20 protein-coding genes and 1 pseudogene are annotated in these 20688 nt (G+C 72.6%); 13 read left to right on the top strand and 8 right to left on the bottom strand.

The genetic code is table 11. The features are described 5' to 3' along the window. Positions 1 to 6: 6 nt before the first annotated feature. Positions 7 to 660, bottom strand: coding sequence for a flavin reductase family protein (locus tag KME79_RS27145; RefSeq protein WP_308249066.1), 654 nt, complete (start codon positions 658 to 660; stop codon positions 7 to 9). A 107-nt stretch (positions 661 to 767) separates the two neighbouring features. Between KME79_RS27145 and KME79_RS27140 the strand changes: the two genes are divergently transcribed. Then, on the top strand, positions 768 to 1139 hold the full coding sequence (locus tag KME79_RS27140; protein ID WP_219546906.1) for an STAS domain-containing protein: 372 nt from the start codon (positions 768 to 770) through the stop codon (positions 1137 to 1139). Between the two features lie 4 nt (positions 1140 to 1143). On the opposite strand, the gene KME79_RS27135 is transcribed toward KME79_RS27140, so the two are convergent. Further along, complete coding sequence (locus KME79_RS27135) at positions 1144 to 1968, bottom strand: endonuclease/exonuclease/phosphatase family protein (protein WP_219546905.1); 825 nt, start codon at positions 1966 to 1968, stop codon at positions 1144 to 1146. A gap of 149 nt (positions 1969 to 2117) precedes the next feature. Here KME79_RS27135 and KME79_RS27130 point away from each other — a divergent pair, with 149 nt between their 5' ends. From KME79_RS27130 to KME79_RS27115, 4 genes are all read left to right on the top strand, one after another. After that, a complete protein-coding gene (locus KME79_RS27130) occupies positions 2118 to 2927 on the top strand; it encodes a M23 family metallopeptidase (protein WP_219546904.1) in 810 nt (269 codons plus the stop codon). A gap of 111 nt (positions 2928 to 3038) precedes the next feature. After that, positions 3039 to 5153, top strand: a complete 2115-nt coding sequence (locus KME79_RS27125) for an AfsR/SARP family transcriptional regulator (RefSeq protein WP_219546903.1) — start codon at positions 3039 to 3041, stop codon at positions 5151 to 5153. Between the two features lie 61 nt (positions 5154 to 5214). After that, a complete protein-coding gene (locus tag KME79_RS27120; RefSeq protein ID WP_219546902.1) occupies positions 5215 to 7908 on the top strand; it encodes an AfsR/SARP family transcriptional regulator in 2694 nt (897 codons plus the stop codon). A gap of 49 nt (positions 7909 to 7957) precedes the next feature. Next, on the top strand, positions 7958 to 8392 hold the full coding sequence (locus KME79_RS27115; protein ID WP_148036534.1) for a hypothetical protein: 435 nt from the start codon (positions 7958 to 7960) through the stop codon (positions 8390 to 8392). On the opposite strand, the gene KME79_RS27110 is transcribed toward KME79_RS27115, so the two are convergent. Then, positions 8370 to 9050 carry a GntR family transcriptional regulator gene (locus KME79_RS27110; RefSeq protein WP_219546901.1) on the bottom strand — a complete coding sequence of 227 codons (681 nt, stop codon included), beginning with the start codon at positions 9048 to 9050 and terminating at the stop codon, positions 8370 to 8372. The genes KME79_RS27115 and KME79_RS27110 overlap by 23 nt on opposite strands. A 156-nt stretch (positions 9051 to 9206) precedes the next feature. On the opposite strand from KME79_RS27110, the gene KME79_RS27105 reads away from it, so the two are divergent. Next, the gene (locus KME79_RS27105; protein WP_219546900.1) at positions 9207 to 9563 is read left to right on the top strand and encodes a DUF6463 family protein; all 357 of its coding nucleotides are present in this window, start codon (positions 9207 to 9209) and stop codon (positions 9561 to 9563) included. On the opposite strand, the gene KME79_RS27100 is transcribed toward KME79_RS27105, so the two are convergent. Continuing rightward, positions 9547 to 11685: a hypothetical protein gene (locus tag KME79_RS27100; RefSeq protein WP_219546899.1), complete on the bottom strand. Its 2139-nt coding sequence runs from the start codon at positions 11683 to 11685 to the stop codon at positions 9547 to 9549. The two genes, KME79_RS27105 and KME79_RS27100, sit on opposite strands and share 17 nt — an antisense overlap. A 90-nt stretch (positions 11686 to 11775) precedes the next feature. Further along, complete coding sequence (locus KME79_RS27095) at positions 11776 to 12237, bottom strand: VOC family protein (protein ID WP_148037262.1); 462 nt, start codon at positions 12235 to 12237, stop codon at positions 11776 to 11778. A gap of 89 nt (positions 12238 to 12326) precedes the next feature. Here KME79_RS27095 and KME79_RS27090 point away from each other — a divergent pair, with 89 nt between their 5' ends. The 3 genes from KME79_RS27090 to KME79_RS27080 all read left to right on the top strand — a co-directional run bounded on the left by KME79_RS27090 (position 12327) and on the right by KME79_RS27080 (position 14512). Next, a complete protein-coding gene (locus tag KME79_RS27090) occupies positions 12327 to 13292 on the top strand; it encodes a helix-turn-helix transcriptional regulator (RefSeq protein WP_219546898.1) in 966 nt (321 codons plus the stop codon). Positions 13293 to 13305: 13 nt separating this feature from the next. After that, a complete protein-coding gene (locus KME79_RS27085) occupies positions 13306 to 14217 on the top strand; it encodes a hypothetical protein (RefSeq protein ID WP_219546897.1) in 912 nt (303 codons plus the stop codon). Positions 14218 to 14284: 67 nt separating this feature from the next. Next, complete coding sequence (locus KME79_RS27080) at positions 14285 to 14512, top strand: LapA family protein (protein WP_148036527.1); 228 nt, start codon at positions 14285 to 14287, stop codon at positions 14510 to 14512. Between the two features lie 6 nt (positions 14513 to 14518). On the opposite strand, the gene KME79_RS27075 is transcribed toward KME79_RS27080, so the two are convergent. Further along, the gene (locus KME79_RS27075; RefSeq protein ID WP_219546896.1) at positions 14519 to 15304 is read right to left on the bottom strand and encodes a class I SAM-dependent methyltransferase; all 786 of its coding nucleotides are present in this window, start codon (positions 15302 to 15304) and stop codon (positions 14519 to 14521) included. A gap of 315 nt (positions 15305 to 15619) precedes the next feature. Between KME79_RS27075 and KME79_RS27070 the strand changes: the two genes are divergently transcribed. Both KME79_RS27070 and KME79_RS27065 read left to right on the top strand, forming a co-directional pair. Further along, positions 15620 to 15961, top strand: coding sequence for a YciI family protein (locus KME79_RS27070; RefSeq protein WP_148036525.1), 342 nt, complete (start codon positions 15620 to 15622; stop codon positions 15959 to 15961). Positions 15962 to 15967: 6 nt separating this feature from the next. Beyond that, the gene (locus KME79_RS27065) at positions 15968 to 17158 is read left to right on the top strand and encodes an RNA polymerase sigma factor (protein WP_261809051.1); all 1191 of its coding nucleotides are present in this window, start codon (positions 15968 to 15970) and stop codon (positions 17156 to 17158) included. Here KME79_RS27065 and KME79_RS27060 read toward each other — a convergent pair. Then, the gene (locus KME79_RS27060; RefSeq protein ID WP_219546895.1) at positions 17144 to 18130 is read right to left on the bottom strand and encodes a BtrH N-terminal domain-containing protein; all 987 of its coding nucleotides are present in this window, start codon (positions 18128 to 18130) and stop codon (positions 17144 to 17146) included. The genes KME79_RS27065 and KME79_RS27060 overlap by 15 nt on opposite strands. Positions 18131 to 18207: 77 nt before the next feature. Between KME79_RS27060 and KME79_RS27055 the strand changes: the two genes are divergently transcribed. Next, positions 18208 to 18558 (top strand): hypothetical protein, encoded by a 351-nt coding sequence (locus tag KME79_RS27055; protein WP_219546894.1) that lies wholly within the window; start codon positions 18208 to 18210, stop codon positions 18556 to 18558. Next, positions 18555 to 19235 carry a hypothetical protein gene (locus tag KME79_RS27050; RefSeq protein ID WP_219546893.1) on the top strand — a complete coding sequence of 227 codons (681 nt, stop codon included), beginning with the start codon at positions 18555 to 18557 and terminating at the stop codon, positions 19233 to 19235. Before KME79_RS27055 ends, KME79_RS27050 begins: the two co-directional genes overlap by 4 nt. Before the next feature lie 1158 nt (positions 19236 to 20393). On the opposite strand, the pseudogene KME79_RS47500 reads toward KME79_RS27050, so the two are convergent. Next, positions 20394 to 20549 (bottom strand): annotated as a pseudogene (locus KME79_RS47500) (DapH/DapD/GlmU-related protein); the annotation flags it as partial. Positions 20550 to 20688 lie beyond the last annotated feature (139 nt).

Genomic DNA, 20688 nt, shown 5'->3' with positions numbered 1-20688 from the left:
TGCAGCTCACACGGCGCGGGCCCTCTCGATGTCCGGCCCCCGGTAGGCGTGCTCCGGGATGCGGGCCAGCGTCGAGTCGTGCACCTGCGGCCCGAGCCCGTACAGCTTCTGGAAGCTCATGATCAGGGGCCGCCACCGGTCCGGGTCCACGTGGTCGTCGGCGCCTTCCTTGCGGATCTCGTCGTGCACCCACACGCGCTGCACCCGCACCTCGAAGGTGACGATCCCGCCGTCGCCCACCGGGTGCTCGACGACCACCACCGCTTCCATGCTCACCGGGCACTCGGCCACCCGGGGCGGCGCCACGGTCTCGCTCGCCACCGGCGTCAGCCCCGCCCGCTCGAACTTGGCGGGCACGTACCGGTAGCCGCGCTCGCGCTTCCCCGGCGGCACCGGGTCGGCGCCGGTGGTCAGGGCGAGCCGGTCGACGGCGGGGGCGAGCTCGTCCGAGGGCAGGTTCAGCACGCACTCGCGGGTCCGCGTCATGTTGCGCGCGGTCTTGGACCGCCTGCCCAGCCCCAGCACGCCCCGCCAGCCGAGCCAGAACGCCGACGACATCGGGGCCAGATTGGGCGTGCCGTCCTCGTTCACGGTGGAGATCAGCACGACAGGGGTGCCGAAGTAGAGGATCGACGGTTCGATACGGGTGTGCTTGGTCACGAACCACACTTTCGCGCCTGCCGGGGTCCCGGCACCGGCGGCAATCGGACCTGTCGACCGGCCTTGACCGGTGTAATGTCACCCCCATACACCATGGAGGCCGCTGGATGCATGCACCGTTCGCCATCACCAGTGAATACTTCGGTGACACGGCGGTCATCAGCCTGATCGGCGAGCTGGACACCACCCGGTGCCCCCAGCTGGACGAGGCGCTCGGCGCCAGCCTGTCCGGGGGGCGGATCCATCTCGTCGTCGACACCGCCGAGCTGACCTTCTGCGACTCGATGGGCCTGCGCACCTTCCTCGACTACGTGGAGAGGGCCAGGCAGGCGGGCGGCTGGCTGCGGATGGCGGGCGTGCGGGGGGTGCTGCGGCGGCTGCTCGACGTGACGGGCGTCTCCGTCGTCGTCCCCATCGACCCCGACGTCCCCACCGCGCTGCGCGCCCGCCTGCCCGGCGGCGACGCCCTCGGCCTCTGACGGCTCACGAGAGGTCCGCCCAGAACGCGTCGTGGTCGCTGTACGACCCCATGCTGATCGTCCCGGTCCTGACGAAGCCGTGGCCGCTGTCACGGGCGATCACGTGCTGGCGGTTGCCGTCGCTCTTGCGCGTGTAGCCGCTGCCCAGGCAGCGCTTCAGCGCCGCCTGCTCGGCCGGCCTGTTCCAGCGCAGGTTCAGATCGCCGGAGACGATCAGCGGGCCCCTGCCCGCCAGTTTCCCGCCGCCGCTCATCAGCTCGCGGCACTGCGCCTCGGCGACCGCCACCGTGCTGACCGACAGGTGGCCCGTGCAGACGGTGAAGGCGGGCTCCTTCCGGCAGCCCATCACCCGCCGCTCGCTGCTGCCGTCCTGCTTGGTGAACCGCTTCTCCAGCCGGTACGCGCTGTACGGCTTGCGCAGCGGCGCCTCGGTCAGGATCGCCGAACCGTAGGAGCCGCCGCCGTTCCTGGAACCACCGCACGTGTACTTGGCGGAGTTCTTGTACACGGTGAAGAACGAGTCGCCGTCGAGGCCGAGCCGGATCTTCATGGAGGCGAGGTCGGAGGAGCACACCTCGTTCATCACGACGACGGACGGTCGCGGGTTCAGCGATTTGAACACCGACACGACCTTGCTCATCGTCCTGGCGGCCCGGGTGCCGTCGGGGCCCGGCTTCTCGCCCCAGCAGGGTGCGTGCCCGCTGTTGCACAGGTTGAACTGGAGCACGCGCACCGGCCGGGCCGCGGCCTCGGCCGACGCCGGACCGGCAAAGCAGGTCGCGGCCAGCAGACCGGCGGCGAGGATCCTCAGGCTGGCGTGACGTGGCAAGGCGCACCCCTCTCATCCGGTGGAAGTTTCCAGGCACGTTAGTGAGCCGGGTTATCGAATCCCTAAGGGAAACGGCGCTAAGGGAATCGATAACCCGCCGCCCTAACGTCTCCGGGGCACCTATCACCCCTGATGGAGGAGGACTCCTCTTGCGTCGCACAGCCGTGTCCGTCGCCGCGCTCGTCGCCATGACGGGCCTTCCGGCTCCGGCCCACGCCGCCACCGAGGCGCTCGCCTCGCGGCCGTTCTTCCAGCTCCCGTTCGCGTGCGGCACCAAGGTCTTCACGGACTCCGCCGGATCCCACGCCGGTTACGTGGACAAGGCGCTCGACATGTATCCGAACACCGGCAACCCCTACTCGGGCGGTTACAGCGCCGACGGCTGGGAGGTGCGCCCCGCGGTCGGCGGGACGGTGCGGTATCTGTCCGGCAGCACGACCAACACGATGTACGTCGAGCACAACAGCACCTGGCGCACCATGTACGCGCACATGAAGAACCGCGTCAAGAACGGCTCCAAGGTCACCCGGTCCACCGTCATCGGCCGCATCGGCAGCGTGGGAACCGGCAAACCCCACCTGCACTACGAACAGCAGCAGAAGGTGAACGGGACCTGGCAGCTGGTCAAGCCCTACTTCAACGGCAAGAACCGCTCGCTCGGCAGCGGCGGGCGGCAGATCCTCACCAGCCACAGCTGCACGCATCCGAAGCCGACGGTCTGGTGCCGGTACCGGGCCGAGAAGGCCGTCAACAAGCGTTCCTGGGCGGGCACGAAGTACGAGTCCGAGGGCAAGCTGACCAAGGGCACCGTGTACGTCTTCGGCTACAACGGCTACCGCAAGCCCGGTTCCACGGTCTGGCGCAGGTTGAAGAGCAGCGGCGGCGCCGACGGCCAGGGCCCCTTCGTGAGCGGGAACCACCTGAAGTACCTCGGCGGCGGGACGTCCTGCCCCACCTGATCTCCGGGCGTTTAGCGGATCGATAAGGGGGTTCCTCTACGATCGATCGGGGGTTTCGGTTCGGCGAGCGGGTGTGCCCTGCCGTCGTCGCCTGCAAGACCGATCTCGATCATGGCTCAGCTGCAGTTTCTCGTCCTCGGACCGCTGGAGGCCGGCGTCGCCGGGCACCCTGTCCGGCTCGGCGGGTCGCGGCGCCGTGCGCTGCTGGCCGCCCTGCTGCTGGAGACCGGCCAGGCGGTGCCGGTGGACCGGCTGGCGCGCACGGTCTGGGAGGACCGCCGGCCCACGTCGGTACGCACCCAGATCTCCATCCACGTCGCCGCTCTCCGCAAGGCCGTCAAGGCGGCCGGAGGCGATCCCGGGGTGATCGTCACCGAGCCGCACGGCTACCGGCTCGACGCCGAAGGGGTACGGGTCGACGCGCACGAAGCCGAGCGGCGGATCGCCGAAGGGCGCGAACTCGCCGCGGCCGGGCAGCCTGACCAGGCGGCCGACCTGCTCGGACAGGCGCTGGCCCTGTGGCGCGGGCCCGTGCTGGCCGGGCTCGACACCACGGCGATCACGGCCTGGGCGCGCCGCCTGGACGCGGTCCGGCTCACGGCGGTCGAGGAGTGGGCCGGGCTGGAGCTGGCGTGCGGCCGGCCGCGCGAGGTCGTGGAGCAACTGACCGGGCTGGTCGACGACCATCCCCTGTACGAAGGGCTGCGCGAGAAACTGGTGCTCGCCCTGTCGCACGCCGGCCGCCAGGCCGACGCCCTCGCCTGCTACCACCGAGGCCGCGACCTGCTACTACAGGAACTGGGCCTGGAACCCGGCCCAGGACTGCGCCAGGCCCAGCACAAGGTCCTCCGCGGCCACCCCGCCCCACCGACGCACTTACCGCGACCCGCCCCAGCGCGGCAGGCGCAACCGCCTTACAGACCACCCGCCACGCAAACCGAACTGGCGTGGCGCGAGCAGCCGCCGCACGACCAGCCGCAGGCCAAGCCTGCGCAGCCCACGCAACCTCCGCACAACAGACAACCCACCGAGCCAGCGTGGCGCGAGGGGGCGCCGTACGGCCGGTTGTTGGCCCATCCGACGGGGGCGGTATGGCCGGCTTGTGATCTGCCGCAGGGCGCGGTGGTGCGGCCTGCGCAGTTGCCGCCGCCCGTGCGGGGGTTTGTCGGGCGGGCGCCGGAGTTGCGGGCGCTGGATCGGCTGCTCGCCCAGGAGGGGCCGCGGGTGGCGGTGGTGAGCGGGATGGCGGGGGTGGGGAAGACGGCGCTGGTGTTGCGGTGGGCTCATCAGATGGCCGGCCGGTTCCCGGACGGCCAGCTCTTCGCCGACCTGCGGGGGTATGACGCGGGCGGGGAGCCGGTGCCGCCGGGAAGCGTCCTGGAACGGTTCCTGCGCGCGCTCGGCGTGGGGGTGCCGCGGAATCCGGCGGAACAGGCCGCGGCGTTCCGGGAGGCGCTGGCCGGGCGGCGGGCGCTCGTGGTCCTGGACGACGCCGGATCGGCCGAGCAGGTGCGGCCCCTGCTGGTGGACGCGCCCGGCTGCCGCATGATCATCACCGCCCGCCGCCGTCTCGGCGAAACAGCCCTGACCGTGCCGATCAGTACGCCCGTCGACACGCCCGTGCCCGCCGCCGCGCCCGCCGCCGTGCCCGTAGCCACCGCCGACCCCGCCCCCGTGCCCATCGATGTCCCCGTCGATGTGCTTCCCGTACCGGAGTGCGTGGAGTTGGTCGGTCGGGTGGCCGGGAGCAGGCGTGTGGCGGACGAGCGGGAGGCGGCCGAGCGGCTGGCCGGTCTGTGCGGGGGGTTGCCGCTCGCGGTGCGGATCGCGGCGGCGAAGCTGGCGCGGCAGCCGCGGTGGCCGCTGTCCGGCCTGGTCGGGTTGCTCGCCGACGAGCGCCACCGGCTGGACGAGCTGGTCTGCGACGGCCTGAGCGTACGGGACAGCATCGCGTTGTCGTACCGCGAGCTGCCGCCCGAGGCGGCGCGGCTGTTCGACCGGCTGGGGCTGGTCGAACAGCCCGCGGGCTTCGGCCCTGACCTGCCCGGCGTGCGGGAGCAGGACGACCGTACGGGCGCGCGACCCGGGAACGCCGCCGAGCTGCTGCGGCAGCTCGCCCACGCGCAGCTGCTGCGCCCGCCGGGCGGGCCGAGCCGGCCGCACTACCGGTTCCACGAGCTGGTGCGGCTGTTCGCCAGGGAACGCGCCGCGACCGCCGTTCGATGACGTCTTGAACGCTTGCCGCCTCCGGCACCCCTCCCGTTACGATCCATCAAGGGAGGAGTCGATGTCCGGCCCAGTCGCTTTCCAGATCCTCGGCCCCCTGCGCGTCGAGGTCGCCGGCCGCGCCGTCGCCCCCATCGGGTCGCGCGCCCGTACGGTCCTGAGCGTCCTGCTGCTGCACGCCGGGCAGAGCGTCACCGCCGAGCAGCTGGTCGCGGCGCTCTGGACGGACGGCGCCCCGCCCCCGACCGCCCGCACCCAGCTCCACATGCTGCTCTCCCGGCTGCGCAAGACGCTGCTCGGCCACCCGGTGATCGAGACCCGGCCGGGCGCCTACCGCATCGACACGCGGGTGGCGCGGCTCGACTCCCATCACGCTGAGCGGCTCATCGAGGAGGGCCGCCGGCTGGGCGATCCCGCACTCTACGGCCGGGCGCTCGCACTGTGGCGCGGGCCCGTACTGGACGGTTTCGACCACGCGGAGGTGCGGCGGCTCGAAGAGCTCAGGCTGACCGCCGTCGGCGAGTGGGCCGCGCTGGAGTTGGGCCGGGGCTGCCCGTCGCGGGTGGCCGAACGGCTCGCGCCGATGGTCGCCGACCTGCCGTACCACGAATCGCTCCGCGCCCAGCTCGTACTCGCGCTCGACCGGCTGAACCGCCGTCAGGAGGCGCTCCACGTCCTGCGCGAGGGCACGCGGCTGCTGGACCGCGAGCTCGGCCTCGAACCGGGGCCGGAGCTGCGCCGCGCCGGACAGCTCGTACGGGGGCGCACCCCGGCGCAGCTTCCTCCGGCGGTGGCGGCGTTCACGGGCCGGGACGGCGAGGTCGAGCGGCTGTGCGGGCTGCTGACGGACGGCGGCGAGCACGTCGTGGCCGTCTCGGGCCCGGCGGGCATCGGCAAGTCCGCGCTGGCCGTCCAGGTGGCGCACCGCCTGGCCGGTCTCTTCCCCGACGGGCAGCTCTACGTAAACCTGCACGGGTCCACCCCGGACACCGAGCCGGCGGCCACCGCGGAGGTGCTCGGCAGGTTCCTGCGCGCGCTGGGCGCGACGGTGCCCGCCGACCAGGAGGAGGCCGCCGCGGCGTTCCGCTCGATGACGCACGGCAAGCGGCTGCTCGTCCTGCTCGACAACGCCGCCGGTCCGGAGCAGGTGCGCGACCTGCTGCCGGGCAGCGCCACCTGCGGCGTGCTCATCACCAGCAGGCGGCTGCTCGGCTCCGTCGACGCCGCCCGCCATCACCCGGTCGAGGGCCTGCCGCCGGACGAGGCGGTCGCCCTGCTCGGCAGGCTGGCCGGGACCGCCCGCGTCGGGAGCGAGCCCGAGGCGGCGGCCGAGATCGCCGAGCTGTGCGGGCGGCTCCCGCTGGCGCTCACCATCGCGGGGGCGAAGCTGGCCGGGCAGCCCGGCCTGAGCGTGCGGGCGCTGGCCGGGCGGCTCGCCGTCGAGCAGCGCAGGCTGGCCGAGCTGGCGCTGCACGACCAGGCCGTGCGCACCAGCTTCATGGTCAGCTACCAGGACCTCGGCGACGCCGCGGCGGCCCGGCTGTTCCGGCTGCTCGGCCTCCTGGACGTGCCCGACGTCGGCGTCCCGGTCGCCGCCGCGCTGGCCGGCCTGCCGGAACAGCGCGCGGCGGTGCTGCTGGATCGGCTGGCGGAGAACCAGCTCGTACGGTCCGACGTGCCCGGCCGGTTCCACCTGCACGACCTGCTGCGGCTGTTCGCCAGGGAACGCGCCGCCGAGGAGGAGACCGGGGCCGACCGCACCGGCGCCGTGCGCCGCGCCCTGCACTGCTACGTGGCCACGGCCCGGCACGCCACGCTGGCCGTCGAGCCGACGATCGGCTGGCGGATCGACTTCCTGCCCGGTTCGCTCGACCACCCCGGCGTCCCGCTCGGCTCGCGCGACGAGGTCGACGAGTGGATCGACGCCGAGACGGACAACCTCGTCGCCGCGGCCCGGCAGGCCGCCTCCGGCATCGCCCCCGAGGTCGCGCCCTACCTGTCGGCGTGCCTGAACGCCCCGCTCGAAGGCCGGGGCCGCCGGCGCGAGCAGCTGACGCTCGCGTACATCACGCTCACGGCCGCGCGTCTCACCGGCGACCGCCGCCACGCCGGGCTGGCCGACAACGACCTCGGCTGGGCGCTGCACTGGCTGAGCAGGGCGGAGGAGTCGCTCGCCTGCTTCGACCGCGCCCTGCGCGCCTGGGCCGGCTACGACGCCGGGACCGCCCTGGCCCTGCACGGCCGCGGCGTCGTGCTCCGCGTGCTCGAACGGTACGAGGAGTCGCTCGAATCCCTGGAGCGGGCCCGCGCCGCCTGGCACCGGCTCGGCCACGCCCGTCAGGAGGCCGGCTGCCTGACCGGCATCGGGCTCACTTGTCAGCGGCTCGGCCGCCATGACGACGCGGTCGCCGCGCACGAGGCCGCCATCGGCCTGGCCCGCGACTCCGCCGCCCGCGTCACCGAGGTCATGGCGCTGGGCAACCTCGGCGAGGCGCACCGCCTCGCCGGCCGGCGCGAGGCCGCCGCCGCCTGCTTCACCGAAGCCCTCCGCCTCGACCGGCTGCGCGGCCTGTCGGGCACCTACTGGGAGGCCGAACACCTGTGGGGCCTCGGCCGCGTCCGCGGCGACCGCGCCCTCCTGAACCGCTCGGCCGCGATCCTGCGCGACCTCGACCTCATCGACGACGCCGAGGCCGGAGCCATCGCCACCGGCCCCGCGCCGCGAACCCCGGCCGCCATCGCCGACCAGCTGTGACCAGCCGGATGCAAGATCACTCCAAGTGGCGTCCCCTAGCGTCCCTGCCATGAAGAAGACCTATGTCATCGGTGGGGTCCTGGCCTTCCTGATCGCCGCGGGCGGGCCGGCCCAGGCGTCCGCCGGGATCCACTGGGGGCCCGTCAAGTCGGCGGCGGGACATTCCGGTCACGCCACGGCCGACGTCTGGATCACCGACTTCAGCGCCGAGACGTTCGTCGTGCGCGGCACGCTGTCCGATCGCGACAGGCACTCCGGTCACTGCGCCTACGTCCGCGCCCGTTTCCACTACGCGGGCGGCGGCACCGGATGGAGCCGGCCCCGGTCGACCTGCGCGGCCAAGACGCCCTTCCGGCTCTCCTCCGACGGCGAGATCAAGCGCGTGGACGTGCGGGTCTGCCTGTACGACCGCGCCCTGCGCAAGACCTTCAAGTGTCACGCCGACGCGATCAAGCCCGAGATCATCGCGAACTGGCCCCGGTGACGGGCGGTTCGTCGAGCAACGGGGTGAGCGTCTCCCAGTTGGCGCGGGTGGCCGCGGCCGCCCCGGCCACGTCGCCGGCCGCGCACAACTCGATGATCCGGTCATGCTGAGCGACCGACTCCCGGCCGCTCAGTGAGGAGAAGCGGAGCCGCTCCAGGCGGCGCAGCACCGGCGTGAACCGTTCGAGGACGTCGCGGAGCGCGTCGTTGGCGCTGGCGGTGACCAGCACGCCGTGGAATTCGTCGTCGGCGGCGAGCGCCGCGTCCACGTCGTCGCGGCGCAGGGCGTCGGCGAACCGCGCGTTGGCCGTGCTCATGGCTTCGAGCTCGGTGGCGGAGAGGTTCGGCAGCGCCTCGCGGACGGCGAGTTCGTGCATGGCGGCCGTGACCGACTGGGCGTCACGGCAGGCGCGGGCGTCGAGAGGGCTGACGATCGTGTAGCGGCCGGGTTTGGTCCTGACCAGGCCCGCCTGCTCCAGTCGCGCGAGGGCCTCGCGCACCGGGGTCCGGCTGACGCCCAGCCACTCGACCAGGTCGGTGTCGTTGAGTCGCTCACCGGGGGCCAGCGTGCCGTCGACGATCGCGTCCCGGATCGCCCGGTAGGCGTCTTCCCGAAGCAGCGACCTGGAGACGAGTCCGCGACCCTGTGGCACCGGCATGCAACATATTGCACAGGCACGCTGCGATCACTGTCAAACAGGGTCAGCGGGACAGGGGTGCGCAGTCGTGCCGCGCACGCCGATCGTCAGGGCTTGCCCATCACGCATCGATCATCCGTTCGAGAAGGGAGCGGACGGCGTCGAGGTCCACCGCCGGTGCTGGCGGCCACCGCCTGGGCGGACGTCGCCGGCTGGGTGGATCGGGGGATGTGGGCGGCGGTCCCGCTCCTCGCGGACGGCCCTGCGGTCGAGTCCCTGCGGAACAAGGTCACCTTCTGGGGCGGCCCGGGAAGCTTCGGCGTGCCCCTGATCCTCCTGGGATCACTGACCTGGCGCCTCGCCCGGCGCGGGGTGGCCGTGCCCGCTGGGATCGGCTGGGCCCTGGCCCTGTGGTGCGCGCTGGGCGGCGTCCTCCTCGTACCGTCACCGTTCTTCGCCGGGATCGTCCCCGGGGTCCTGATCGTTCTGGCGGCGAGAAAGACGGGCTCCCCGGACGCTAGGAAGGCAGGTTGAGCGGGGTGGTGAGGATCAGGTCCCAGTCGTGCTCGGAATGGTCGATCCAGCCGATCACCGGTCGGCCGCGCGCGTCCAGGGTCATGGCGAGGGCGTCGCCGAGGGCGTACCGGCCCTTCGCCACCGGCGTGTGCGTGCAGCGGGTTCCCTCACAGGTGGCCACGACGATCCGGTTGTCGTCGACGTCCTGGTAGGCCACCAGCGCCCGTCCTTCCCCGTCCACCACCAGCGCCGGGGGCACGCGGAAGCGGCCGGGGCCGGCCAGGACGACGGGGTCGGACTGGGAGCAGCTCAGGTTGCGGCAGTCGAGCATCCTGATCGATCCATCGGCCGAGTCGCGGTAGGCGATCAGCGGCCGGCCGTCGTCCCTGACCACCATGGTGGCGCCGGCTTCCCCGCCGACGTCGTCGAACCCCCAGGTCCAGCCCCCGTGGACCAGCCGTTCGACGTGCACCTCGGCACAGTCGGACTCCTCGCAGGTGATCAGGGAGAGAGAGCCCGCGTGCTCGTCGAAGCGGAGGACGACCGGGCGGTTCGTCGGTCCAGCCCCGACGACGAGGCCGTGCTCCTGGTACGCGGAGGTCCTGGATGGAAGCCTGGCCAGCTCCTTCGTCCACGGGTCGGCGCAGACCGGGTCTTCGCAGAAGGTGACGGACAGGACCTCACCGTCGCGCCCCGGCAGCTCCCGGACCTGGGCGATCATCAGGCCGTCGTAGCGCCCCGGCGCCAGCGCGACGCTCCTGCCCTCGTAGACCGACATCTCCTCACCGATCGGCCGGGGGCCCGGGACGCAGCCGCGGGCGTCGCAGAGCATCAGCCCGAGCCGGACGCGCCGGTCATCGCCCTGCCCTCGCTGCGACCAGGTGCTCACGGCGATCCGGCCTTCGTGGAGCCGGGCGCTGGACGACGCGATGTCCTCGTCGGCGCCGGCGGGCTCGGCCCAGCGGAACCCGGTACGCGGGCAGCCAGTCGCGGTGCAGGTCAGCAGCCTCGCCAGGCCGAAACTGTCCATGAACATGATCAGTTCGTCGCCCCGGCCCGCGTACATGGCCTTCAGATCCGTCTCCCGCAGCCCGGGTCTCGGCTGAGGAGGGACGTCGTCGCTCGTCCAGGTGGCCGTGACGACCGTCTGGGTCACCTCCAGCCAGCCGAACGGGTTGACCAGCAGCGTGGCCGCGAACAGCGACCCCGGCAGCAGCAGCGCCGCGAGCACCGGCACCGGCTTGGCCGGGCTCGCCGCCCCGCTCCCCGGCAGGTTCTCGACGACCCGCTCGAACGCCTCGGCCGTGCTCCGGTGTGCCAGCCTGCTCAGGTACAGGCGCGCCATAACCGTCGCCTGGAACGCGGGGATGACCAGGGTGAGGGCGGAGGTCGCCACCCCGTACCCGAGCACGCTGCCCGACGCGGCCCACTCCACCGCCCGCTGGGCCGCCGCGGGGAAGACCAGCACGCCGAAGGCCAGGGTCAGCGTGCACGACCAGAAGCCGCCTGCCGTCGGCTCGCCCCTGCCCGCCAGCCGGTAGGCGCCGGCGAGCGCGCGCCCGGGGCTCCGGCCCCCCAGCGTCACGATCGCCACGGCCAGCAGGCCCGGCAGCGCGAGCACCGCCAGGGACGCCATCACGAGAACGGCCCACAGCAGCTGTCCGGTCCACATCAGCATGCCGAACCCGGCCACCGCGGTCGCCGTGAACACCACGACGCCCAGCAGCGCGAGGAGCAGCATCGCGGGCAGGTTCCGCAGCGCGGCGCGCATCGCGTCCGGCGTGGCGACGGGCCTGCCGGTCAGCAGGCCGACCGCGATCACGACGGTGGCGGGCAGGACCACGGCCTGGCCGGCCAGCGAGGCGAGGATCACCGCCGCCGCCCACACCAGCAGCGGCCTTCCCGGCGTACCGAGCAGCTCGAACGAGCCGTCGACCAGCACCGCCGACTCGTCCACCACCAGCGCCAGCCCGAGCAGCGCGACCAGGCTGATCGGCAGGAACACCAGCGCGGCGGGCGCCGCCAGCCTGATCAGGTGCCGCGCCGCGGTGCCGTAGGCCCGCCAGATCACCCCGTCCCGCCGGGCGACTGTCATGGCCTGGACGTGGCGGGCGGGCGCCTCTTGAACAGCCTCGGGCATGGACGCCTCCAGCGAGCAGCGGGGGTCGCTTGACGGCCATGAGCGTAGGATCCGCGGCCCGCCCATTCAGGGCATCCAGCCCATTCGGCATCAGTCCAGGCAGAACTCGTTGCCCTCGGGGTCGGTCATCACGATGGTGCCGGCGGTCAGCGGAAGATCGGGCTCGTCACGCCGTACCCTCTTCGCGCCCAGCGCGACGAGCCGGTCGCACTCGGCCTCCAGCGCCGCCATCCGCTCCTCCCCCTGCAGCCCGGGAGCGGCGCGCACGTCGAGGTGCACGCGGTTCTTGACGACCTTGTCCTCGGGCACCTGCTGGAAGAACAGCCGGGGGCCGTGGCCGTCCGGGTCCTCGACGGCCGACCTGGTGTTGCGCTGGTCCTCCGGGACGCCGGCCCGCGCGAGGAAGTCGTCCCACGCGGCCAGCGGGTCGGCGCCCTCGGGCAGGTCGACGCCGGGCGGGCCGGGGTGGACGTAGCCCAGGACGTCGCGCCAGAAGGACGACAGCGCCCGCGGGTCGTGGGCGTCGAAGGTGACCTGGATATGGCGGCTCATCGGATCGCTCCGTTCGTCGTGGTGGTTCGGGTCCATGCTGTCATCCTCTGGAGGACAGGATCGGTCCGCTATCTGACAGGGTGGGCGACATGGCCGGTGACGAGCGGAGCACGACGGAGCGGGTGCTCGCCCTGCTCGGCCTGCTGCAGCAGCGCCGGGTCTGGACCGGCCCCGAGCTCGCCGACCGGCTCGGGGTCACCTCGCGGACGGTACGGCGGGACGTCGGGCGGTTGCGTGCCCTCGGCTACCCCGTGCACGCCGGGCAGGGCGTCGGGGGCGGCTACCGGCTCGGCCCCGGGCAGGACCTGCCGCCGCTCCTCCTCGACGACGAGGAGGCGATCGCCACCGTCGTCTCGCTGCTGGCCGGCGCGGGCGGCGCGGTCGCCGGCGACGCCGCGCTGCGCGCTCTGACCAAGCTCGACCGGGTGCTGCCCACCCGGCTGCGGCACGAGGTGCGCGCGCTCTCCGGGTCGGTGGAGTCCTTCGCCGCGGGCCGCGCGCCGGTCGACCCCCAGGTGCTCATGACGCTGGCCGGAGCCTGCCGCGACGAGGTCGAGGCCGGCTTCGGCTATCCGTCCGGGGACGAGGTGCGCCGGCGGCGGGTCGAGCCCTACCGCCTGGTCGCCTCCGAGCGGCGCTGGTATCTCCTGGCCTACGACCTCGATCGCGACGGCTGGCGCAGCTTCCGTCTCGACCGGATGACCGACGTGTCCGCCCGCACCTGGCGCTTCCGCCCGCGCCCCGCGCCGGACGCGGCCTCGTACGTGCAGGAAGGCGTGGCGAGCCGGGTCTACCCGCACCGGGGGCGCTTCCTCGTCCACGCGCCCGCCGGTACGGTGCGCGCCCAGGTCCCGGCGTCGGCCGCCGTCGTACGGCGGCGAGGGAGCGGGCGCTGCGAGGTGATCAGCGGCGCCGGCAGCCTCGACGCGGTGCTCATGCACGTGCTGCTGCTCGGGCACGACTTCGAGGTGCTCGACCCGCCGGAGCTGGCGAGCCGCTGTCGCGTGCTCGCGGAGAAACTGCTGTCCGCCGGCGCACCGGTGTCGGACCACTAGGGAGGAGCGCGCGGTGACGAACGCGAGGGAGCCCGACTGGGCGTACGTGGGCAGGTCGCTGCTCAAGGTCCTGGCCGTCACCGCGGCGCTCTGGCTGGCCCTCGTCGTGGCCGACCGGGCCTTACCGCTGTTCGTCGACACCGGCGACGAACAGATCGCCCAGGTGTACGGCACGGCGGCGCGCGTCGCGAACCCGGACGAGCGCATGCACGGCTACCTCGACCGCGGCAGCCTCCTGACGACGACCTACACGCTGTGGGGAGAGCCGCGCGGGGCCGGCCCCGGCGAGGGCGGCACCGATTACGAGATCGTAGAGGACGTCTTCGGAACAGTCCGGGCGCCCCTGCTCGGCGGGCCCTCCGGCAGCCTGGCCGACGCGATCGACTCCGTGGAGGCGGACCCCGACGGCGTCTCGGGGACGGCGGCGGAGACGTCCCGCGACATCATCGACGGGCTGCCGCGGACGCTCGACGCCGTGGCGGTCGTGGACTTCGCCGACTCGGTGACCGCCGGGCGACTCGTCGCCTTCAACCGGCGCCACAAGATCTGCGGAGGAGAGGACGTCTCCTACATCTACTCGCCGTCCTACTTCGACGACTCCGGTGATCCGCCCTCACTCAACGCGGTCGTCTGGAACCGCGACATGGCCAACCACAGCTGGGAGGCCACCACCTATCAGTGCGAGACCGAACCCGAGGCTGCGCTGGCCGCGTACCGCGAGTGGGTGGGGATCCTCGACGAGGATGACGACCTGCACGGGTTCGGACTGGCCCGCGGGCGGCTCGCGATGGCGGCCGAGGAGGGCGTCGTCTACGGGCTCGTCGTCGACCGCTGGAAACTCGCCGACCTGCACGAGCTCCTCGACGACCCGGTGGTCGAGGCGGTCCATCTCGCCGACGTCGCCTTCGACCTCGGCGCGGAGTGACCACATCACCCGCGGTTTCTCGGGTAGGGCTGGGTTCCAGGGCTCTGTGTGCATCCGGGGGGAACACATGGTGACAGGGCAGAAGCCGGCGAGCCGGCTCCGGGCGGTGCCGCCGCGCCTGTGGATGGCGCTCGTCCTGCTGATCCTGGCGGTGGTGTTCATCGTGCAGAACCAGCAGGACGCGACCATCCAGCTCTTCATGATCGTGCTGGTCGCCCCGTTGTGGATCACTCTGGTGGTCTGCACCGCGATCGGGATGGTCATCGGCGCGCTGATGGGCCGCCGGGGCGGATGAAACAGGTCACAGGCGTCGGCCGACGGTGAGGACGGCTGACCAGTGGCGGGTGAGCCGTCCGTCAGGGCGGGCGGCGAGGAGGCGGCGGATCTGCCGGTAGAGATGTTCGCGCTTGTCCGGCTCCATGGCGATGTGGCCGGAGAACGTGTCGAGCAGGGCGAGATACTCGTCCGCCGTGTAACGCAACGCCCATACGTAGAGCTTCGTCCCGACCACCGTGAAATGTCCGGAGGCGTCGAACTCGGCGGCCATGGGGTCGTCCTGCTCCTCGGGCGTCGGCCCGGGCCACGGGCCGTCGTGGCCTTCGCCGATCTCTTCGTAGGTCTTCTGGATCTCGGTGAAGAACGGGTCGAAGTCCGACGGCATCGCGTGGTCGGCGTTCCACACGGCCAGGTGACCGCCGGGGGTGAGGAGGGCGGCCGCCTTGGCGTACTTGACCTCCGGGTCCACCCACTTCCAGGCCGTGGCCGCGTACACGAGGTCGAAGCGGTCCCGCGGCTCCCAGTCCTCGAACGACGACGTGATGACGGAGACGCCGGAGAATCCGGCGAGCCGGCGTCGCGCCTCGGCGGCCAGGGCGGCGCCGAGTTCGACGGCGGTGATCCGGAACCCCATCCGGGCCGGCGGCAGCGTGGCCTTCCCCGGGCCGCAGCCGACTTCGAGCAGGTGGGCGGAGGGGGTGACCCCGGTGACGTCCAGCAGATCGGCGTAGAGCTCGGCGGGGTAGTCGGGGCGTGCGTCCTGGTAGGTGGCGGCCGCCCGGTCGAAGGTGGCTCGGAGATCGCGGGACATGCTCCCCATCCTGGCAGCGCCGCGCCGGTGACCGCGTCAGGTCACCAGCCCGTCGCGGTCACACAGGTCGAGCTTGGTGAGGATGCGCGACACGTACATCCTGACGGTTTCCTGGCTGATCACCGGTCGAGGGCGGCGCGAACGGGAGATTCCGGACCGTCACACCGCCGGAGATCGATCACCCGGGAGTGGCCGGGTGGCCCTCGCCTGGCGCGGTCGGAAAAATCCTGAGGTGAGCTGTAGTGGAGAGCCTCTCCCGTTCGTCAATCCGACGAAAGACAGCGAAACGACCGAACACACGACAGGAGCAGCCCGATGAAGTACCTCATGCTGGTGTGCACCGATCCCGACTACAAGCCCGGCCAGGACGAGGGGGCCCCGGACGTGGAGGACTGGGTCAAGGAGATGGACGGCAAGGGCATCCGGCTGATGGGCGAGCGCGTCCGCCCGGTGAGCGACGCGACCACCGTCCGCGTCCGCAACCGTGAGGTGCTGCTGACCGACGGTCCGTACGCGGAGACCAAGGACCAGATCGCCGGCTTCGACGTCATCGACTGCGCCGACCTCGACGAGGCCATCGAGGTCGCGTCCAAGCACCCGATGGCGTGGGCCGGGATGATCGAGCTGCGTCCGTTCTGGACGGACGGCGAGGACTAACCGCAGGTGAAGGACGAGATCGCCGGGATCTACGCCGACGGGTGGAGCCGGATCGTGGCCACCATGATCCGGTTCACCGGCGGCGACTGGGACCTGGCCGAGGAGTGCGCGCAGGACGCGTTCACCAAGGCGCTCCAGAAATGGCCGGAGTCCGGGGTGCCCGACCAGCCGCTGGCGTGGCTGACCACCACGGCCCGTCACCGCGCGATCGACCGGATGCGCCGCGCGGCCGGCGAGGCGGCGAAGCTGCGGGAGGCGGCCGCCATGGAACCACCGCCCTACCTGCGCGACAGCGAGATCCCCGACGAGCGCCTTGAGCTCATGTTCACCTGCTGCCATCCGTCGCTGAACCTCGATGCCCAGGTGGCGCTGACCCTGCGGAGCCTGACCGGCATGAGCACCGCCGAGATCGCGCGGGCGTTCCTGGTGCCCGAACGCACCATGGGCCAGCGCATCTTCCGCGCCAAGCAGAAGGTCGCGCACGCGGCCATCCCCTTCAGGGTGCCGCCCGCGCACCTGCTGCCCGACCGCCTCCCCGCCGTGCTGCACGTGCTCTACCTGCTGTTCAACGAAGGGTACGGAGATCCGGCGAAGGCCCGGCTCTGCCAGGAGGCCATCCGCCTCGCCCGGGTGGTGACGGCGCTGATGCCCGACGAGCCCGAGGCGCAGGGCGTGCTCGCGCTGATGCTGCTGCACGACGCCCGGCGACCGGCGCGCGTGGACGCGGCCGGAGACCTGGTCACCCTCGACGAGCAGGACCGCACGCTGTGGGACCAGGCGCGGATCGCGGAGGGCGCCGCGATCTGCGAGCGGGCGCTGCGCCGGGGCCGCGCCGGGCCGTTCCAGCTCCAGGCGGCCATCGCGGCGTGCCACGCGACCGCGCCGCTCGCCTCCCGGACGGACTGGCCGCAGATCGCCGGACTGTACGCGGAGCTCGCGCGCATCGCGCCGAGCCCGATCGTGGAGCTGAACCGTGCCGTGGCGATCGGCATGGTCAGCGGGCCCGAGGCGGCGCTCCGCCTGGTCGACGGGATCACCGGGCTCGACGGCTACTACCTGTTGCACGCCACCCGTGCTGACCTGCTGCGACGCGCGGGCCGCGGGCAGGAGGCGGCCGGACACTACCGGACGGCGCTCGACCTCGCGCCCACCGACGCGGAGCGTCGTTTCCTGCGCGGCCGGCTACAGCAGCCGTAGCCGCCGCATCGCGTCCTCCTCGATGCGCGAGAGATCACGGAGGATGGCCCCGGCCTGCTCCAGGTGCGCCGCGTCGCCGCTCTCCCCCGCCTTCGCGATCAGTGTGGACACGTCCGTCCACAGGACGGCGGCCTCCGCGTACAGCCGGTGACCCGCGCGGAGGTTGCCGTCGTCGATCAGCCCGGCGCACTCTCCGAGGAAGTCGCGGTAGAGGACGCGGAACAGGGCGCCGCCGGTGCCGGCCTGCTCCATGAGGAGGGCGGCCCGCGGCAGGTCCCGCGCCGGGTCGTCGGCGCGGAGCAGCCATCGGGGCACCTGTTCGGCGGCTTTCGCGATACCGCGGTGACCCAGGTTCGCGATGGGCGCGGCGAGGAAGGCGTCGGCGCAGTCCCTGATGGCGCCGGCGAGCTGCTCCTGCCAGGGCGGCGCCGGGTGAGGCGGCAGGGCGATGGTGAAGGACCGGTGCCGGGCGGTCATCGGACCGCGTTCGGCCCGCGCCCTGGCGAGGCCGGCCCGGCTCGTGCGCACCGCTCCGCCCTGCTGGCCGGTGTCCACGAGGTGGACGTCCTGCTCGTCGTAGCCGTACATGGCGACGACATGGCCGCCGAAGTGCACCTTTGTCGAGAAATAGTCCAGATGGTACGAGTCGAGCTGGAGCCCGACCGGCCGGCCGGCGTCGATGGGGGCGGCCACGTTCTCCCACGCCTTGCGCGGTGAGGCGGTCTCCTTCACCGTCAACGTCAGCCCCAGCCTGGCCGCCAGGTTCCTGGTCAGCTCGAAAGGCTTGACGCGGCCGCCGAGGAACGGGAACGGCATGCTCTTGCCGTCCCAGTAGACGAAGGACAGTCCCGACCCCAGCCCGAACAGCAGAGGTTCGGACAGATCGAGCCCTTCGTGCCGCAGCAGCACCCCGAGCGCCGTCGTCTCGCAGTGGTGCAGGCCGCGGGCCTCGATGTCCTTGACGATCGTCATGCGTCGCTCTCCTCGTGTCCGGCGACCAGCATGGGGCCTCCCCCCGTGGGAGAGTCCAGTCGGCCTACGATCACGCAATGATCAGGAGACCGACAGACACCTGGCGCGCACATGTCGCCGACTTCGCCGCGCCCTATCCGGAGCCGTTCGTGGCGGCGGCCGAACGGGTCCTGACGTCTTTCGAGGCCGAGGTACGGCGCTTCGGCTCGCCCTCCGACGACGAGGTCCTCGCGGCGATCCGGCGGGTGGTCGAAGGGCTCAACGCCGTGGACGGTACGCACGACCACGACTTCGACACCGTCGAGCGGGAGGAGTTGTGCGAGTTCATCGACGACGTGCTCACCGAGGCGGGGATAGACCTCGACGGGCTCGCGGCCCGTCGCGGCATCAAGCGGTTCGAGCTCACGGACGAATGGCGCGACTGGTGACCCACCCCTTCTTACCGAACCCCGCACGCGACCGGGACAGCCGCGTCTGGGACCTGCTGTGCGTCGGGATCGCCGTCGGGGTCGTCTCATGGGGCGCCGTCGGCGCCTGGACGGCGGTCACGGTCGGGAACTACCCGTGGAACCGGTGGATCCCGTTCGCCTACGGTGCCACCAAGGGCGTGCTCCTCGGCCTGCTCGCCGCCGCCGGCGCCCTCGCCGTGCTCCGTACCGGGCGGCGCTTGCCGGTGTTCGTCCTGGCCTTCGTCGGCGGCGGCGTCCTCGGCACGGTGAGAGATCTTCTCGGCCCCCCGGACCCCATGCTGTACTTCTTGGACCCTCTTCCGGCCGAGCAGTGGTACTGGACGACGACGATGCTGCTGCACTGGGCGGGCAAGGTGGCGCTGCCCGCCGTCGTCTGCGCCGCGGCCCTGACCTTGCTGGCGGCCCGCCCGTACCGGCCGCGCCAGTCGACCGCGGCCGGTGCGGCGCTTCTGCTCGCGGGCTTCGCGCTGCTCCTGCTGCCGACGATCGCCTCTTCTCTCTCACCAGAGATCCAGGGCAACGGTGAGCATACGAACCAGGAAGTCTGGGCGTTCCTGCGCTGCTGGGCCCTCGGGATGCCGGTGCTGGCGGCAGGGGCGGTCCGTTTCTCCTCGCATCTCGCCGGACGCGGATAACCGTCGCGTGGGCGATCAGGTCCGTACGACGGCGGGTTCGGGGCGGTGTACGCCGCGCGGCCGGTAGCCGAGAGCGTCCGCGACGCCCGCGAGGTCGGACAGCAGCCAGATGATCGCCAGCCACATCTCGGTCCCCTGCAGCCCCGGCACGGTCGCGGCGGCGCCGGCCGTGGTGGGGTGCGGGGCCTGGAACCCGAAGCCCTGGCCGTCGGTCCAGTGCCCGAGCGCGTCGGTGAGCAGGGTCCTGGCCAGGGTCGTCACCTCTTCGGCGCGGTAGCCGGTGTGCCGGGTCAGCCACAGCGGGTGCGCGATGTCGAGGATGTCGCAGGCGTTCTGCCGCTCCGGGCGGACGTACCGCGGGTCGCGGGCGTGCCGCAGCACGGTGTCGACGACCCGCTCCGGGTACGGCAGCGGCACCCCGAACTGGGCGAAGGTGCCGCGCGACGCGCGGTAGAAGCCGTTGACGATCCGCAGCAGACCGTCGATCGGCCGCGCCGAACCCCACATCCCGGTGTCCGGATCGGCGTGCGTGACCAGCCATCCGAACAGGGCCTCCGTGGCCCCGGGACGGCCCCGTCCGCCGTTCCACAGCATGGCGGTGCCCAGGATGTCGACCCAGTGCCCCGCCCCCCAGGCGTCCCGCGTCCAGGGCAGGCTTTCCACGAAGGCGATCAGGTCGCCGGCCTCCATGTCGGCGACGGGCCGGACCGGCCCGGGGAACCGGCTGCCCAGCAGGTCGAGCGCGTAGCCGACGCACAGGACGTGGTAGCCGACATCCGGATCGGACAGCCCCGGCTCGGGCCGTGGGCCGCCATCCGGCGTCTCCGCCAAGCCTGGATCCGGCCTCCTCTGGCTGCCGTCCGCGAGCAGCGTCCCCACCAGGCCCGTCGCCGGGTCCTGCCAGGAGCGCAGCCGGTCGGCCTGCTCGTCCGCCGGCATCGGGCCGGGGGCCCGGCCGAGCAGCAGGTCGGCGATCTCGATCGCGTCGCACTGGGCGCGGACGGTGACGGCCGCGCCCGGCCGGTCGACGAACGCCCCGCCGAGGAGCCGGGGGTCGAAGCAGCGCGCCAGGACGTCCTCCGCCTGCTCACGCGCGGTCTCCGCGAACCCCGCCACCGCAGTGGCCAGGTCGCCGGCCGGCGGCTTCAACCCGGGAACCCGCCAGCGCAGCACCTTCGCCGGGTTGCCGCCGACGATCGCGCCGGCCGGGACGTCCTTGGTGACGACCGCGCCGGCCCCGATCACCGCGCGGTCGCCGACGGTCACACCGTCCAGGACGACCACGTGGGAGCCGATCCAGACATCGTTCCCGATCTCGATGCCCCGGCTGGTGAGCGGCTGCCGGAAGACCTCGACGTCGGGGTCGGACATCGTGTGGTTGAACCCCAGCAGCGAGGTGTGGGCGCCGATCCGGACCGCGTCGCCGAGCCGCACGTCGCCCCGGACGACGGTG

It is taken from the genome of Nonomuraea harbinensis, assembly GCF_019396385.1.
Lineage (GTDB): Bacteria > Actinomycetota > Actinomycetes > Streptosporangiales > Streptosporangiaceae > Nonomuraea > Nonomuraea ferruginea.
This window is presented reverse-complemented; position numbering and strand designations above follow the sequence as displayed.

Excerpts from the sequence above, each read along its gene's own strand:
- KME79_RS27140 (WP_219546906.1), top strand. The coding sequence starts at position 768 with ATGCATGCACCGTTCGCCATCACCAGTGAATACTTCGGTGACACGGCG.
- KME79_RS27125 (WP_219546903.1), top strand. The coding sequence starts at position 3,039 with ATGGCTCAGCTGCAGTTTCTCGTCCTCGGACCGCTGGAGGCCGGCGTC.
- KME79_RS27120 (WP_219546902.1), top strand. The coding sequence starts at position 5,215 with ATGTCCGGCCCAGTCGCTTTCCAGATCCTCGGCCCCCTGCGCGTCGAG.
- KME79_RS27115 (WP_148036534.1), top strand. The coding sequence starts at position 7,958 with ATGAAGAAGACCTATGTCATCGGTGGGGTCCTGGCCTTCCTGATCGCC.
- KME79_RS27110 (WP_219546901.1), bottom strand. The coding sequence starts at position 9,050 with ATGCCGGTGCCACAGGGTCGCGGACTCGTCTCCAGGTCGCTGCTTCGG.
- KME79_RS27100 (WP_219546899.1), bottom strand. The coding sequence starts at position 11,685 with ATGCCCGAGGCTGTTCAAGAGGCGCCCGCCCGCCACGTCCAGGCCATG.
- KME79_RS27095 (WP_148037262.1), bottom strand. The coding sequence starts at position 12,237 with ATGAGCCGCCATATCCAGGTCACCTTCGACGCCCACGACCCGCGGGCG.
- KME79_RS27090 (WP_219546898.1), top strand. The coding sequence starts at position 12,327 with ATGGCCGGTGACGAGCGGAGCACGACGGAGCGGGTGCTCGCCCTGCTC.
- KME79_RS27080 (WP_148036527.1), top strand. The coding sequence starts at position 14,285 with ATGGTGACAGGGCAGAAGCCGGCGAGCCGGCTCCGGGCGGTGCCGCCG.
- KME79_RS27075 (WP_219546896.1), bottom strand. The coding sequence starts at position 15,304 with ATGTCCCGCGATCTCCGAGCCACCTTCGACCGGGCGGCCGCCACCTAC.
- KME79_RS27070 (WP_148036525.1), top strand. The coding sequence starts at position 15,620 with ATGAAGTACCTCATGCTGGTGTGCACCGATCCCGACTACAAGCCCGGC.
- KME79_RS27060 (WP_219546895.1), bottom strand. The coding sequence starts at position 18,130 with ATGACGATCGTCAAGGACATCGAGGCCCGCGGCCTGCACCACTGCGAG.
- KME79_RS27055 (WP_219546894.1), top strand. The coding sequence starts at position 18,208 with ATGATCAGGAGACCGACAGACACCTGGCGCGCACATGTCGCCGACTTC.